At 45.3% G+C, this 14,780-nt stretch carries 14 protein-coding genes; 8 read left to right on the top strand and 6 right to left on the bottom strand.

Annotated elements, in window-relative coordinates; translation table 11 throughout:
* Window positions 1–63: 63 nt before the first annotated feature.
* The 4 genes from IPJ70_03390 to IPJ70_03375 all read right to left on the bottom strand — a co-directional run bounded on the left by IPJ70_03390 (window position 64) and on the right by IPJ70_03375 (window position 4,926).
* Window positions 64–564 carry a 50S ribosomal protein L10 gene (locus tag IPJ70_03390; protein QQR82297.1) on the bottom strand — a complete coding sequence of 167 codons (501 nt, stop codon included), beginning with the start codon at window positions 562–564 and terminating at the stop codon, window positions 64–66.
* A gap of 301 nt (window positions 565–865) precedes the next feature.
* Window positions 866–1,387, bottom strand: a complete 522-nt coding sequence (locus IPJ70_03385; GenBank protein QQR82296.1) for a hypothetical protein — start codon at window positions 1,385–1,387, stop codon at window positions 866–868.
* 189 nt (window positions 1,388–1,576) lie between these two features.
* Entirely contained in the window at window positions 1,577–4,300 is a 2,724-nt protein-coding gene (locus IPJ70_03380; GenBank protein QQR82295.1) for a hypothetical protein, read from the bottom strand.
* A gap of 14 nt (window positions 4,301–4,314) precedes the next feature.
* The gene (locus IPJ70_03375; protein ID QQR82294.1) at window positions 4,315–4,926 is read right to left on the bottom strand and encodes a hypothetical protein; all 612 of its coding nucleotides are present in this window, start codon (window positions 4,924–4,926) and stop codon (window positions 4,315–4,317) included.
* Window positions 4,927–5,281: 355 nt separating this feature from the next.
* Here IPJ70_03375 and nusA point away from each other — a divergent pair, with 355 nt between their 5' ends.
* The 5 genes from nusA to IPJ70_03350 all read left to right on the top strand — a co-directional run bounded on the left by nusA (window position 5,282) and on the right by IPJ70_03350 (window position 9,828).
* Entirely contained in the window at window positions 5,282–6,643 is a 1,362-nt protein-coding gene (gene nusA / locus IPJ70_03370; protein QQR82293.1) for a transcription termination/antitermination protein NusA, read from the top strand.
* Between the two features lie 170 nt (window positions 6,644–6,813).
* Window positions 6,814–7,359 carry an inorganic diphosphatase gene (locus IPJ70_03365; GenBank protein ID QQR82292.1) on the top strand — a complete coding sequence of 182 codons (546 nt, stop codon included), beginning with the start codon at window positions 6,814–6,816 and terminating at the stop codon, window positions 7,357–7,359.
* Between the two features lie 142 nt (window positions 7,360–7,501).
* Entirely contained in the window at window positions 7,502–8,149 is a 648-nt protein-coding gene (locus IPJ70_03360) for a hypothetical protein (protein QQR82291.1), read from the top strand.
* Between the two features lie 110 nt (window positions 8,150–8,259).
* Entirely contained in the window at window positions 8,260–8,574 is a 315-nt protein-coding gene (locus IPJ70_03355) for a hypothetical protein (GenBank protein ID QQR82290.1), read from the top strand.
* A gap of 207 nt (window positions 8,575–8,781) precedes the next feature.
* Window positions 8,782–9,828, top strand: coding sequence for a hypothetical protein (locus IPJ70_03350; GenBank protein QQR82289.1), 1,047 nt, complete (start codon window positions 8,782–8,784; stop codon window positions 9,826–9,828).
* A 101-nt stretch (window positions 9,829–9,929) separates the two neighbouring features.
* Here the strand turns inward: IPJ70_03350 and IPJ70_03345 are convergent, their stop codons facing one another.
* Entirely contained in the window at window positions 9,930–10,244 is a 315-nt protein-coding gene (locus IPJ70_03345; GenBank protein QQR82288.1) for a hypothetical protein, read from the bottom strand.
* Window positions 10,245–10,359: 115 nt separating this feature from the next.
* Here IPJ70_03345 and IPJ70_03340 point away from each other — a divergent pair, with 115 nt between their 5' ends.
* From IPJ70_03340 to rny, 3 genes are all read left to right on the top strand, one after another.
* Window positions 10,360–10,764 carry an NUDIX hydrolase gene (locus IPJ70_03340; GenBank protein QQR82287.1) on the top strand — a complete coding sequence of 135 codons (405 nt, stop codon included), beginning with the start codon at window positions 10,360–10,362 and terminating at the stop codon, window positions 10,762–10,764.
* A 383-nt stretch (window positions 10,765–11,147) separates the two neighbouring features.
* Window positions 11,148–11,738 carry an ATP-dependent Clp protease proteolytic subunit gene (locus tag IPJ70_03335; GenBank protein QQR82286.1) on the top strand — a complete coding sequence of 197 codons (591 nt, stop codon included), beginning with the start codon at window positions 11,148–11,150 and terminating at the stop codon, window positions 11,736–11,738.
* 668 nt (window positions 11,739–12,406) lie between these two features.
* Window positions 12,407–13,936, top strand: coding sequence for a ribonuclease Y (gene rny, locus IPJ70_03330; protein QQR82285.1), 1,530 nt, complete (start codon window positions 12,407–12,409; stop codon window positions 13,934–13,936).
* Window positions 13,937–14,039: 103 nt separating this feature from the next.
* Here the strand turns inward: rny and IPJ70_03325 are convergent, their stop codons facing one another.
* Window positions 14,040–14,378: a hypothetical protein gene (locus tag IPJ70_03325; protein QQR82284.1), complete on the bottom strand. Its 339-nt coding sequence runs from the start codon at window positions 14,376–14,378 to the stop codon at window positions 14,040–14,042.
* Between the last annotated feature and the right edge of the window lie 402 nt (window positions 14,379–14,780).

The following is a 14,780-nucleotide window of genomic DNA, read 5'->3' as shown; positions in this document are numbered from 1 at the left end:
TAAAATCCAAATTTCAAAATCCAAAAATTTTTTGAGCTTTGTGTTTTGAACTTTGTGCTTATATTATTTCTTCTCTGCAATTGCGCCAAGTGCAATAACCAACCGTTGAATTGGTGAGTTAATAACATTGGCAAACATTCCACGCAATACTGTTTGAGAAGGAATTGTTGCAATCTCAAGCATGCGCTCACGATTCAAAAACTCTCCCTCAAAAATACCGCCGAGAATACCCATACGTCCATCAAACTTTTTCTGAAACGTATACATATTTCGAGCAGGTGCTGTTGTATCTACTGCACCAGCACTTCGTGGGTACGCAATTGCCACTTCACCATCAAGCGCAGGAATATCTCCTTTTGCCTGTGCACCCTCAAGAGCTTTCTTGATGAGTGTCTTTTTTGCAACAGTGTATCCAACATCGTTTGCCTTTAACTCTTTTCGAATTTCCATAGCATCACGCACTGTGAGACCATGAAAATTAACAAAAACAGTAGAAGGTGCACTTGAAAGGATTCCTTGAAGCTTTTCAAGAATTGTTTCTTTTTGCTTTCGTGTAATAGGCATATGTTTTTTGTGTGTTTTTTGTGTTAAACAAAAAAACGGCTACAAGTGCCGCCGCTCAATAGAGTGGTCGACCTCAGTAGGACCTCTGACTCTTGCAAAGAAAAACTAATGCGTGAGTCTGCCTACTTTCTCCGGCCTTGTGAGAGAGAGTATACGTGTTTTTCAAAAAAAGGCAACCAACTACCTCTGTACGCTATAAAAGACGGCCGTCTTTTATAGCGTACATTGCAAAAAAAATGTATAAGAAATCGCCCGTCCAGCACTGCTGGACGGGCGATGTCGAAAAGAACGACTACTTGAACTACTTGGGCGGGCACCTGAAGTTGGAACCGGTGTCCTGCCACGCGACGGTGCGTCCCGGGAACGTCACGTAATGCGTGATGTTCCCGTAGCCGTCCTCGACCGTGAGCCACATGGCTCGGTCGGTGAGTCCCCCGGCATAGAGCCAGAGGCGCCCGTTGACAGCACATCCGTCGATAACCTTGAGGGAAACCTCCGGGTTGTCGTCGGACTCGACCCAGAATCCCCCGTACGAGGAACGGAACGGATTCTGAATCGTCTTTCCGGCGACTGTGTCGGTGGTCCAGTTGATGGCGAACCGAACGGTCAGCCACCCACCGTGGAGACAGAGCGTGTTCTCATCCGACGAGCACGCCGGAATCGCGGAGCGCTCCGCGAAGTTGTTGCTCACGGCATCCTGCCGAGCGACCCAGACGCCCGAGCCCGACACGAGCTCGGTTGCCGGCGACAGGTCGACGGCGCCGACCTGCGAACCAACGAGCACCACCAGCACGAATGCGAACATCCGAGTGAACTTTCTCATCTCATTCCTCCTTGCCCACACGGTGGGCGGTTGTCCCACTGTTTACTATGAATCTAATAAAAAACATACGCCAACCCAACAAAAAAAGCAAGATGTCAAAGCCCCGCCTACGCACTTTATGTGTAGGCGGGGCTTTTTGCTTTCTACTTACTACTTTTTCCTATTTGCTATTGTTTTTGTCTACTACTTCTATATCTCTTTAATAATCGGATCGTCCAACTCAGATGGATCTTCCGCGTTCTTACATCCAGGATCTTTGAGGACCGCTCCCGCACCATTCCAGTCAATCTTTCCATCTCCATCATTATCAAGCCCGTCGTTACATTGCGTGACAGGTTCAGTCTGCACTGCACATTCAGGATTTGAAGGATCTGTCTGACAGTTTACAGGCTCAGAATTTTCTTCTGTATCATCTATCAAACTCGTACACCCTGGATCTGTCGAATAATCAACCTTTCCATCACCGTCATTATCATATCCATCATTACATGCATACGGGCGTGCACCAAGAACAACAGAATCTGTAACTGTAGTTTCGGCATCTGATCTATCGCACGTAATAGTGTATGTTGTTGTAGCAGAAATAACATCGCTTCGTTCGCCAGCAATACTTTCTTCACTTTTTGCACCATCCCACCACGTGTTCAGTCGTGAATCAGTTGAGCCAACACACGTACCTTTGTTCACCCCACTTGATGTCCATGTAAACAATGCAGTACTTCCACTCACAATAGTCACGGGCCCATTTGAATTGTTCACTTTCAAATCAACACTCGGGCCACCTGGAGGAGTAACATCTGGTGTGTATGTGATAGTAAGTGTGAGTGTTCCACCAGCAAATAGTGTTCCTCCTGATTCAACTGTCACCGTGTATCCTTCTTTTTCGGGAACATTTGAAAGTGTATAGGTACCAGCCGACTGATCTTGGTATTCAACTCCTAACGAATTGGTACCTTGTGTTTGAACACCGCTCGGCCCAGTAAGTGTCCACGTTGTTGGAAGATTTGATTCAACAATCACCATGCCTGTCGTTGCTGCAGCGGGATAGTTAATGGCAAAGGTAATATCAGCTTCTGTCATGTCCTGCGTAGCAGATGGTGCCACTGTCGGAGTTCCGTATCCATCTTTTGTCGCAGGATGAATAGTGTATGTTCCTGAACCTAAATTATAGTGTCCTTTAAACGTTACTGGAGTTGTTTGATCTACTACCGTGTTCACACCCTGAGTAATTGTATAGGTTGTTCCTATGTTTGAGGTGACCCAAATTATTGGATTTGCGGTTGTTTTATATGCCGTACAATTTGCCGTGGTCCCTCCAGCGATTCCTGCACACGTCCACGTCCATGGACCACTTCCTGAAATACTCGACGCTGTTCCTACCTGACACGCAGGCGTTGGTGCGGTTGTGTAGGTGCCCCCATCCGGAGGAGCCGCACACACACCATTTGTTGGAGTTGTTGCTTTATATGCAATACAACTATCTGTCCCTGCACTTCCTACACACGTCCACGTCCATGGACCACTTCCTGAAATACTCGACGGTGTTCCTATATAACATGCAGGAGTTGGTGCGGTTGCATACGTTCCTCCATCTGGTGGTGTTAAACATTGACCTATATCAAAACCTTCTGGAGTACTTACCATTACCGTTCCACAACTAAGTGCCCCTGTTGATTCTCCATTTGATGAAATAGTAACACTTCCATTTTTTGTCCCTGATGTTCCATACGTCTTTACAATTGTTTGTGACGCTCCTGAAAGAGAATCAGTTCCGCTCCACGAATAGGTGTATGAGCCATTCCCTCCTGATGGCGACGCACTCCATGTTGCGTTTTGTCCTGTTGTAATAGAGGTTGGGGTTACCGAACACGAACCTGTGACAGAATCTCCTGTCACCGAAACATCAACGGGGGGTGCCCCTGCCCCTCCCCCCGGTCCTGTGCACGAGACAGTAAACGTGGTATTTGTTGTCAAAGGACTGGATATGTCACTTCCTGATATTGCTCCTCCCGTTGAAAATCCAGGGCCAACTCCTGTACACGATGTTGCGTTTGTCGAGGTCCACGTTAGTGTAACAGTGCCACCTGTTGTTGTTGTTGCTGGAGAAACCGAAAGCGTTGCTGTTGGAGCCGAAGATGCACCCACTGTTACTGTTGCGCTGTCAGTTGCTGTTCCACCCGCACCTGTACATGAAATTGAAAAGGTTGTGTTGGACATCAAGACGCTCGATGTGTCGCTCCCCGACGTTGTGTTTCCTGTTGAAAATCCTGTGCCTCCCGTTGCCGCACACGACGTTGCATTCGTTGAAGTCCACGAGAGAGTTGTTGTTTGCCCTTGGGAAACCGATGACGGAGTTGCTGAGAGTGAGACCGTTGGGAGGGTTGGGGCTACCGGATGTTCAACGGTAAAAGTAATATTTGCTGTCTTACTTGCAGTGCCCCCCGCCTCAACAACCGTCACTGTAACGGTGTACGATCCATTTGTAAGACCTGTTGTGTTAAAGGTGTGTGATCCATTAAAGTTTGTCGGGTCACCAAGCGCCGATGCGCCTTCATCACACACACCAACAGTTCCTGGAAGAATGGAGAGTGGAATTGTTTGACCAACGAAACCAGATGGGCCAGCTGTGATTGTTGCTGTGTCCACTGGTTGTGTTTGTGTTCCAAAACCAGACACATATTGATACGCGGGGCCACCAGTCCGCTCACACCAACATCTGCCAACAGACAGATTTCCAACCACCGAAAGCGTAACGCTGGTATCCACAGGGTTTGGACTTGCCGAACCAACGAGGTAACCGTTTGAAGAACCACACGCTGGTGCCGCAAATACGTGCTGTGTAGAACCTAAGCCAAAAAAGGTTGCCAAAAGAACTACACAGAGGCTTATTTTGAATACTTGTTTGAAATGCATAGTACTAGTAGAAATTAATTGGTAAGTGAGTAGGCGATTTGCACAGTAACGGTACTGTCTTCATTTTGAGTAAGTGTTATATTTAATTGTTCTTTTTCCTTTACTGCATAAAAGTTCGTTACGGGTGTCTCGAGAATAGAACCTTGTTTGGTAACAGCCCACGCCTGCTCCTGCAACAGTGTCTTGAATCCATCGATATTTTCTTGGTAGGTCTTTGCTGATGTGTAGCGGGCAAATGGTAGTGATTGGTTCTTGTTTAGATAATCAATACGAAAACTTTCTGAAATAGCTGCGTTTGGCTCAAATGCAAGGAGTGCCTCAGGAAATCCGCTCACCAGCGTTCCTGCGTCTGCCGTTGTAATAGGATTACCCTGATCGTCGTATGTGACGGCCTTTTGGTTCAATAGTACGAACAATCCCCACCCAACAAGAATCACAACTAGAATGACAAGAAAGATTCGGAGTGGTTTTGACGAGTGGTGAAGTGGCGGTTGCATCATTCCATTTTGAACAGTGGACGCAAGTGGTTGTGATGGTTGTGATGGTGTGTACATGTCTTCCATATAAAGTATGTAAGTTACTAGGTAATGATGTGCCTGTGCACGTTGGTGTGCACTGATATACATACATAGTACACTCCCACGAGCAACTACCATACCTGCAGTGTTGATAAATGTCTTCGAAGAAATCAGTCTTCTTTTGAGACACACGACTTCTTTTTAGAAAACACGCGCGAGAAAGTTTTTAAAAAAGAAATCAGCTGTACAAAACACTGTCGGGATTGACTTTTATTTTACCCAATAGTATTCTAGAGCCGTCAGTGCAGTACTGAATGTCGCGCCGTAACGGTCGCGATTTTTGTTTAAAGTACTGGGTGTTGGAGGTTGGGAGTGTGAAGTTGGAAGCTTGCTTCTTCCCACATACCACTGCCTATATTCCACATACTAGCTACCACATACTATTCACTAATCACACACATATATGCAATTTGATCTCAAAGCATTAACAACCGTTCTTGGAGAGCTCGAGGAGGAACGCGGAGTTACAAAAGAAAAAGTATTAGAAGCAATTGAATTTGCTCTCGCAACTGCATACAAAAAAGAGTACGGAAAACGTGACCAAGTTGTTCGCGCACGATTTGATATCAACACAGGAACAACAGAGTTCGAACAAATTAAAACAATTGTTGACGACACCACTGTCCGCTTCAAAGAAGATGTGGGTGACGAAGCTGTTGCCGAAACAGACGAATCGCAAACAAAAAAAATACTCGCCGCAACTGGCGACGCACCAACGAGTTCGGACGTAGTTGAAGATGAAATAAAACTTCCTTTGTTCAACACCGAAAAACACATGTTGCTCGACGATGCAAAAAAAATTAAAAAAGGCGCGCAAGTTGGTGATGAAATTGTATTCCCTCTTGAAATGCACGACGACTTCGGGCGCATCGCTGCACAAACAGCAAAACAAGTTATCATTCAAAAAATTCGCGAGGCAGAGAAAGAACATCTTTCACACGAATACGGAGAACGCGAAGGAGAAATTCTTGCAGGAACAGTACAACGAGTTGAGCGCGGAAACGTATTTGTTGATCTCGGTCGCGCTGTTGGAATTTTGCCGTACGATGAACAAATTCCCGGCGAACGATTTCGTGCAGGTGAACGCATTCGCGCATATCTTTTCAAAGTAGAAGAAACACCTCGCGGTGTCTTCTTGCGCATGTCACGATCACACCCACAATTTCTTGTTCGTCTTTTTGAAGCAGAGTCACCAGAAGTTGCGCAAGGTATTGTTGAAATAAAAGCAATTGCACGCGAACCGGGAAGTCGTTCAAAAGTTGCCGTCTTCTCAAACGACGAACACATCGACCCCGTTGGTTCACTTGTTGGTCAACGCGGTGTTCGTGTCTCAACTGTTATGAGTGAACTCGCTGGAGAAAAAATTGATGTCATTGAATGGTCTGAAACCCCTGAACACTTTATCGAAGACGCACTCTCACCAGCAAAAGTATTGTCCGTTGAAATCACCGACGAAGAAGCACACAGCGCCATTGTTCGTGTCACCGAAGATCAACAATCTCTCGCCATCGGACGCGGAGGACAAAACGTTCGCCTTGCAGCAAAACTTACTGGCTGGCGTATCGACATTCAATCCGCAGGGACAGATGAAGCTGGTGTTGCACCTGAAGAAACTCGTTCCTCAGAAGTAGTGACGCCGGAGAATGAAACGCCTGTCACACCCGATAGCGACGCTGCACCCGAAACACAACCTGAAACAACAAAAGACTCGGATGAAACACCTACACAGGAAACAGAAAACAGCCCTTCTGAAAAGGGGGAATAAATAAGGATATATCGACAGAGATAAAATCTAGATAAAGTCCATCACACAATATACTACAGTCAAGATTTCTCGTTTCACACCATGCCGTGAAACGTCTGGGGCTTTCGAGACCACACCTTCTGCAAAACTAAAATCAATTACCAACTTCTCACATCTAACTTCCACTTTATATGAACTACTGGCACGACGTTCCAATTGGAGAAAATGCCCCCGAAGAATTCAATACTATTATTGAAATTCCAAAGGGATCAAATAATAAATATGAGATAGATAAAGAAACAGGACTCATTGCACTTGATCGCGCAAACTTTAATGCGTCTGGATATCCGTTCGATTACGGATTTGTTCCACAAACATTGTGGGATGATGGCGATGCACTCGATGTGGTTGTCCTCACCACCTATCCTCTCGCAACAGGAATTCTCGCAACAGTTCGTCCTGTTGGATTTATGGACATGGTTGATGGTGGACAGCCAGACCATAAAGTTATTGCCGTACCCGTCCACGACAAACGTTGGGAAGATGTACAGAACTTAGAAGACCTCAACAAACACACCCTTCGTGAAATTCAACACTTCTTCGAAACATACAAGGCACTCAAAGACGACACTCCTGAGCATAATAAAGTCATCGTTGCAGGATTCACAGGAAAAGCAGATGCTATTAAAGCAGTAGAACGCGCCGCTCGACTCTACCAAGAAAAGATGGAACTCTAGTGCATCATGTAACGTTACACGTCATTGTCTTCATACCGTTGGTAGGGGTATACTATCCTTAAATTATTATTTTAATTACTAATGCATAATATCTACGTCGCGCCTTAGCGGACAGTTGCGCGACGTGATTTTGTGAAATCATATGAAAAAAATATTTGTAGGAACTCTCATGACATTTATCCTTGTAAGCCCACTCGCACTTCTCCATGCAGAAGACGCGACAACATCAACATCAACAAAAACACTTCGCAAAGAAGACCATAAAGAGTGGCGTGTTAATTTGCAAGAAAAGATACAAACGGGGAAAGATCGTCTTGAAAATCTAAAACAAAAAGTAGAAGTACGTCGAGAAGAAATGCGCTCACGTTTTGATGAAAAACGTGCAACAGTTATCAGCGACATTCTCGGAAGATTGGAGAAACGATTTCAAGAAACAATTACTAAAATGAATACCGTAGCTGCTCGTATTCAAGGACGCATCGACACGCTCGAGCAAGGTGGAGCAACACTTACTGAAGCTCAAACAAATCTCGATTCAGCAACACACATTCTCGGTGATGCACAAAAAGCACTCGACGCTATCAATTTTGACGGAGTTGGTGCAAGTACAACAGCTACAACAACAAAAGCATCCGTACAAACAATTCGATCAGAATTCAAAGCACTCAAAGAATTGCTTAAGAGTGCCCACACAAAACTTGCTGATGCAATCAGCTCAATCAAGAAGGGTGTGTCAGATGGTGACAAAGAAAATAATGGTCAATCTGACAACGACACTGACAACCGATAATACCGCTAGGCAATCAGGGTGCGTATACATATCATCCTGATACCAACCACCACTTTCAACTTCTCGTATTTAGAGTACACTGTACTCATTATAGGTAACCCTTACAGCATATGGATCAAATGCAAAACATAGAAGGTATGCCGAAGTCGGACAATCAAAACGGTCCTGTCGTCGGAATTATTATTGTCATCATTGTTCTTGCGATTGGAGGATACTACCTCTTCGCACAACTACAAGCACAAAAGCTACAACGCGACGCCGACCAGATCCAACAACTGCAAGGTGACACCACCACGGGCTCAACATCAACAGAAGTTTCTGATATCCAAACAGATATTCAGACACAACAAAAAGATCTCGACACACTCAATACACAAACAGACGCAGATCTTAAGGCACTTGATACTGAGTTGAACACTCTCTAACCACAGTACTCTTTCGAAAAGACCCGCCCTCCAAAGCATCGCGCGTTGGAAGACGGGTCTTTTCATTTTCTACTGATACTGGTACACTGCCAAAAATCAAGGAGCACAGCGACTATGATTTTTGAGCATCCAGCACCCAGAAAAGAAACCGCCTGAGTGCTGGATAAATTTTCAAAGTCTCGCTATTGCTCACTAATAAAATCAATCATGTACACAAACTACACCGTAACAAAAAACGACAACAGCACCGTCACTATTGAAGGTGAACTTCCACACGAAGAACTCCATAAGCACCGCGAACATGTGATTAAAGAACTCGGACAAGACATCAGCATTGATGGCTTTCGCAAAGGGCACGTTCCTGAAAAAATTGTTATAGAACGTGTTGGTGAGCAAGCACTTTTTACAGAAATGGCCGAGCATGCACTTTCTGAACACTATCCAAAAATGCTCATGCACCACGACATCGACGCAATTGGACGCCCTGATATTACGATTACAAAATTAGCTGCCGGAAATCCTCTCGGGTTTAAAATCACTACGGCAGTTTTTCCAAAATTTGACCTTCCCTCTTATAAAGACCTCGCACAAAAACACGTCAAAGAACACGGAAACAAAGAAGTTGTGGTAACTGATGAAGATGTTCAAATATTCATCGACAATGCGCTCCGACAATACCGTGATGCAGAAAATAAAAAGAATGGCGTCGAAACAAAAACAGATGACGCGCTCCCAGAACTCACCGATGATCTCGTTAAAAATTTCGGCACATTCAAAGATGTGGACGATTTCAAACAAAAAATCCGCGAAGGCATCATGTATGACAAACGACACAAGGCGCAAGACGCACTTCGCATCGATATCATGAATGATATTCTTGCGCACACAAACGTCACGCTTCCTGATATTCTCATTGAAGCTGAGCTCGACAAAATGTACGCGCAGTTTAGAGGAGATATTGAGCGTTTTGGAATCAAACCAGACGAATACATGGAGCACCTTAAGAAAACAGAGGCTGATTTGCGAAAAGAGTGGCGAAGTGACGCAGAAAAAAGCGCGAAACAACAACTCATTCTTCACGAAATTGGTCTAAAAGAAAACATTCAGCCATCTCCCGAGGAAATTAAAAAAGAAACCGATCATATTCTTGAACACTACCCAGACGCAAAGCGACCAAATGTTGAGGCGTACGTTGCCACAACACTCGGCAACCAAAAAGTCTTGGAATTTTTGGAAAAACAAAAAAACGCATAATCCCTTCCGTTTTCTCATTCATACGAAGAAGCGAATGATTGTATAGAAAAACCCGTCGCGCATGATAGCGGACGGGTTTTTGTGTGTTCGGTGTACCAGCTCTATACCTCCGTTGACGGCTTGAAGTCGAAGAACAACTCGACAACTTCCTTCTTTCCATTCTTCTCGAAAAGACAGAGGATCTTCCCACCATCACGAACAAGGTGGTATATCCTTCGCGCAATAGCGAAGCTCGCGATGAGCGTACGCATAATGCTTCCTTTGTACCCCATCACACCCGAGAAATTCAGAATCTCCTCGTGGAGCGACCTCGGAATGATGAAGCGCACCTGTTGTGTGTTTGAGATTTCAGCAACATCACGAAGAAATTCGTGGTCAATGCCACCACGAAACCATGCGGGGCTTTTACTTGTCATTATGCATTCCTTTTCTGCGTGAATTGTGCGTACAACACGAACACAAAGCATCCGAGGGCACTATACCTGAAAATATAGTATTATCAAACTCTAGTAGTACTTAAAAACAACCACCATGAACATCGACAACAAAATGTATCGTGTTTCAGCAAAGGCACTTGTGCGCGACAACGATGGACGTGTTTTGTTAGTGCTTGAAAAAAAGGGTGTGTGGGAATTACCCGGTGGAGGTATTGAGCACGGTGAAAATGCTCAGGAAACAGTCAGGCGTGAAGTAAAAGAAGAATGCGGATTTGATGTTGAATCGGTTTCATCAGTACCAAGCTATGTTTGGACAGCGGGACCAACACCAAAAGGAACATGGGTTATGATACTTCTCTATCAAACCACCCTCAAACAAATGAATTTCATTCCTTCCGATGAAGCGGTTGAATATCGCTTTTTCTCTCCTGAAGAAATTTCCAAGTTACCACTTGATCCAAGTATTAAAAAACTTCCGGACTTATTACAGAAAAAATAAATAGAAACAAGAGAGGCCCGGCACGCGAACGCACCGGGCCTTTTTCTCACCGCTGAAGAACGTGTAGCCGACTAGTGCCGGCCAAAGAGGGCGTCCGCCAGACCGTTCATCGGAATCTCGATGATGGTGACGCCGTGGATCGGCGACTTCTGCGATTTCTCGGGCATCTTGAACAAGACGCCTCCCTACGCCTCCCTTGACGATGCGCAAGTTATACTCGGACACCTCTTCTCCTTGGGGTTTTACACGTGACTCCAATGCCACGATTTTCTAGAAAGAATTATAACGTATAAAACACTATTGTCAATATTTTGTGTTTCTGTTATACTTGTCTTAAACTTATTAGCCAAGTCTCTAATATCCAATATCTAGTCTCTACTTATATGTTAATCCCAACAGTTATTGAAAAGTCCCAATTTGGTGAGCGTGCGTATGACATCTATTCTCGCCTACTCAAAGACCGCATCATCTTTTTAGGTGGACCAATTGACGACCACGCGGCAAATATTATCATTGCCCAACTCCTTCATCTTGAATCACAAGAAACAGACAAGGATGTGTGGTTTTACATCAACTCTCCTGGGGGTTCTGTCACCGCAACCATGGCAATTATTGATACGATGAACCATGTGAAGCCCGACGTGGCAACGGTGTGTGTCGGCATGGCGGCATCTGGTGCTGCATGGATTCTTTCATCAGGTACAAAAGGAAAACGACACGCACTTCCAAACGCCGAAGTGATGATTCACCAACCACTTGGTGGTGTTGAAGGTCAGGCAACCGACATTGCGATTACTGCAGAGCACATCTTGAAGATGAAAGACAAACTCGCATCGCTCATGGCAGCAAACACGGGCCAATCAAAAGAAAAAGTAACGAAAGATATTGAGCGCGACTTCTTTATGTCAGCTGAAGAAGCAAAGAAGTATGGTGTGATTGATTCTATTTTGACAAAGAAGACGACGAAAAAATAACCGTACGAAAATCACATAAACCTACCGGCTTATTCGTGCAAATAAGCCGGTAGGTTTCGTATACAGATTGACTTTCACACTACACCTGGGCTATAACACTATCAGATGCCCACACCAAAGGAGGCACCAATGCGTCTTCTTATGCCCTTCCAGAAGTTTCTGCAACGATGGCGGCTGCGTCGGCGACTACAAGCCCAACTCAAAAGCACGCAAGCTGAGTGGGCACGTGTTGATGTGGAAATCAACGAAGTCCGGCAAGCACTATACACCAGGCCTGCCACGGGGGGTCAAACGGTTCTTCATCTTCTGACAGCCGACATCGCCTTGAGAGAGGAACTCTTCGCACGCACAAAGTCTCTCCTTCGTCGACTTGACCGAGTCACTATCCGCTAGAGCGATCTAGCCCACAGCCCGCCAAAAGAGTCCATTACTCTCAAAGGCGGGCTTCTTTTTTGATCCATCACAACACGGACCCAACACCTTGTCACATGTCAAAAAAGGGCGTATGATGTACGCATTACAACAATAAACCGTGAAGTCCGCTTGAAACTTTTTGCAACTATATGACAACCCATTCAGCTCAATTCTCGAAACGTTTTTCTTTTCTACCAATTCTCGCTGTGGTTTTCTAATTTTTCCAAAAATTTCACGCGGTTTCCTAAAACCGTATGGATTTAAAACTTGTCGCCTTCCTTCTCGCCGCTGCGGGTTTGGTCGGCATCGCTCTCGGATATTTCCTACGCTACCTTGTTTCTCTTGGTCAGCGCGGATCCGTTGAGCTTGAAATAAAACGTAAGTTACTCGAAGCACAAGAAGAAGCAAACAAAGTCCTCGAGAGCGCCGAAAAAAAATCACACGAAACACTCACTAATACCCGCGCTGAAGCACGCGAACTTGAGGAAAAATTAAAAAAGACTGAAGACCGTCTTATCAAAAAGGAAGAATTTCTTGATAAGCGCCAAACAGACATTGATCAGACAGGTGAAGAACTCAAACAAAAAATTGAGGAAGTGAAAGGATTGCGCGCGGATGCAGAACAGTTGACCGAAAAACGTCAACACGAATTGCAATCACTCTCACACCTCACTGAAGAAGAAGCAAAAGATCTCTTCATTAAAGAAGTTGAGAAAAAATACGAAGAAGATCTCATGGTGCGCATGCACAAACTTGAGATTGTTGGTAAAGAACAACTTGAGAAAAAAGCGCAGGATATTTTGGTTACCTCTATTCACCGACTTGGAAGCAATGTGTCATCCGACGTGATGTCATCATCCGTTGAATTGCCAAGCGACGACATGAAGGGAAAGATTATCGGAAAAGAAGGGCGCAACATCAAGGCATTTGAACGTGCGTCTGGTGTTGAGGTTGTTGTTGATGACACACCGGGAATGATTATTCTCTCATCATTTGATCCCGTTCGACGTGCAGTTGCCAAATTAGCATTGGAGCGCCTCATCAAAGACGGGCGCATCCAACCATCGCGCATCGAAGAAGAAGTTGAGAAAGCGCGACTTGAAGTGAACAACATCATTAAAGAAAAAGGAGAACAAGCCGCATACGATGCCGGTGTCTTCACACTTGACCCGCGCGTTATTTCCATTCTCGGACGTCTTCACTTCCGAACAAGTTACGGGCAAAACGTGTTGCAACATTCGGTTGAAATGGCACATCTTGCAGGTATGCTTGCAGAAGAATTGGGTGCAGATGTTGCCGTGGCAAAAGCAGGAGCACTCGTGCACGACATCGGGAAAGCGGTTGACCACGAAATTCAAGGAACACACGTTGAAATTGGACGACGTATTTTGCAAAAGTTTGGTGCCGATGAAGCAATCATCAAAGCGATGCAAGCACACCACGAGGAATATCCGTACGAAACAATTGAATCAATCATTGTGCAGGTCGCCGACTCAGTTTCTGGAAGTCGTCCTGGCGCACGACGTGATACGGTTGAAAATTACCTCAAGCGTTTGAGTGATTTGGAAAATATTGCCACATCATTCGACGGTGTTGAGAAAGCATACGCAATTCAAGCAGGACGCGAGATTCGTATCTTCATCAATCCTGAAAAGATTACTGATATCGAAGCAAAAACGATGGCACGTGCCATTGCTGATCGTATTGAAAAAGAATTGAAGTTCCCTGGTGAAATAAAGGTCAATGTGATTAGAGAAAATCGTGTTATTGAATACGCCCGGTAGTCATGTTACACGCAACGTATAACATGTAACAGAAAACGTATTGGATAGCAAAAAGGTCGACTCGTGAGAGCCGACCTCTGTCGTTGTGAAAGAACGTGGTAGATCAGGCAATGATTCCACTAGCTTGGCGGACTTCGGGAAGAGTAGCTCGCTGGCGAGCTTTGGCCATCTTCTCCTGATGTTCCACCTCGTGGAGCCATCGAGAGAGGACCTCAAGAAGTGCCCTCTCGTTGAGATCCCTCATCTCCTCACTCGTGCGGAGATTGAAGGCCCTGAAACTTTCCCCGTAAGGGTAAATTCTCAAGAGACCAACCCACGTGGTTTCCGGGGTGCCGTACCAGAATCCAAGAACATTCCTCTTGAACTCCTGGCAGTATCTCGGCGGGCTCCAAACGAACTCGTGCTCACCCACCAAGAACGACTGTCCAGTAATGACCATCATGAGTATCCCTCCTGAAATGTAAGCACCTCGGGGAAAACCCAGTCCCCACTGATCTCAAGGACATTGAAAGTCCTTGTGTCAGCGACGACATAGTCAACGGCACACACGGCGCCGTTGAATTTGACCTCTCTCGAACCGAGCACAATACCGCGTACTCGATCGTGCGTGGTACTTTGACACCACACAGGCGTCCCCCTCTCCAGCGGTTTCTGAACCCAGATCATTATTTCCCTCTATCAGCACGTGAGTCGTTCAAGCGACTCGTCTGGCGACAGTTATAACTTAATCAATATATTTTGTCAAACCACATTCTCTATCCACACAAAATGCTACAGCTATTGCTAAAAAAACGGCTTCGTTGCTATACTTTTATATACGGTCGAACACAAACCATTACCAACC

Source organism: Candidatus Campbellbacteria bacterium (assembly GCA_016699465.1).
Classification (GTDB): Bacteria; Patescibacteriota; Minisyncoccia; order Phycocordibacterales; family EsbW-18; genus EsbW-18.
This window is presented reverse-complemented; position numbering and strand designations above follow the sequence as displayed.

What these genes read in the sequence shown, in the direction of transcription:
- IPJ70_03390 (QQR82297.1), bottom strand. Translation starts at nt 564, where the DNA reads ATGCCTATTACACGAAAGCAAAAAGAAACAATTCTTGAAAAGCTTCAA.
- IPJ70_03385 (QQR82296.1), bottom strand. Translation starts at nt 1,387, where the DNA reads ATGAGAAAGTTCACTCGGATGTTCGCATTCGTGCTGGTGGTGCTCGTT.
- rny (QQR82285.1), top strand. Translation starts at nt 12,407, where the DNA reads ATGGATTTAAAACTTGTCGCCTTCCTTCTCGCCGCTGCGGGTTTGGTC.
- IPJ70_03355 (QQR82290.1), top strand. Translation starts at nt 8,260, where the DNA reads ATGGATCAAATGCAAAACATAGAAGGTATGCCGAAGTCGGACAATCAA.
- IPJ70_03350 (QQR82289.1), top strand. Translation starts at nt 8,782, where the DNA reads ATGTACACAAACTACACCGTAACAAAAAACGACAACAGCACCGTCACT.
- IPJ70_03380 (QQR82295.1), bottom strand. Translation starts at nt 4,300, where the DNA reads ATGCATTTCAAACAAGTATTCAAAATAAGCCTCTGTGTAGTTCTTTTG.
- nusA (QQR82293.1), top strand. Translation starts at nt 5,282, where the DNA reads ATGCAATTTGATCTCAAAGCATTAACAACCGTTCTTGGAGAGCTCGAG.
- IPJ70_03345 (QQR82288.1), bottom strand. Translation starts at nt 10,244, where the DNA reads ATGACAAGTAAAAGCCCCGCATGGTTTCGTGGTGGCATTGACCACGAA.
- IPJ70_03375 (QQR82294.1), bottom strand. Translation starts at nt 4,926, where the DNA reads ATGTATATCAGTGCACACCAACGTGCACAGGCACATCATTACCTAGTA.
- IPJ70_03365 (QQR82292.1), top strand. Translation starts at nt 6,814, where the DNA reads ATGAACTACTGGCACGACGTTCCAATTGGAGAAAATGCCCCCGAAGAA.
- IPJ70_03340 (QQR82287.1), top strand. Translation starts at nt 10,360, where the DNA reads ATGAACATCGACAACAAAATGTATCGTGTTTCAGCAAAGGCACTTGTG.
- IPJ70_03335 (QQR82286.1), top strand. Translation starts at nt 11,148, where the DNA reads ATGTTAATCCCAACAGTTATTGAAAAGTCCCAATTTGGTGAGCGTGCG.
- IPJ70_03325 (QQR82284.1), bottom strand. Translation starts at nt 14,378, where the DNA reads ATGATGGTCATTACTGGACAGTCGTTCTTGGTGGGTGAGCACGAGTTC.
- IPJ70_03360 (QQR82291.1), top strand. Translation starts at nt 7,502, where the DNA reads ATGAAAAAAATATTTGTAGGAACTCTCATGACATTTATCCTTGTAAGC.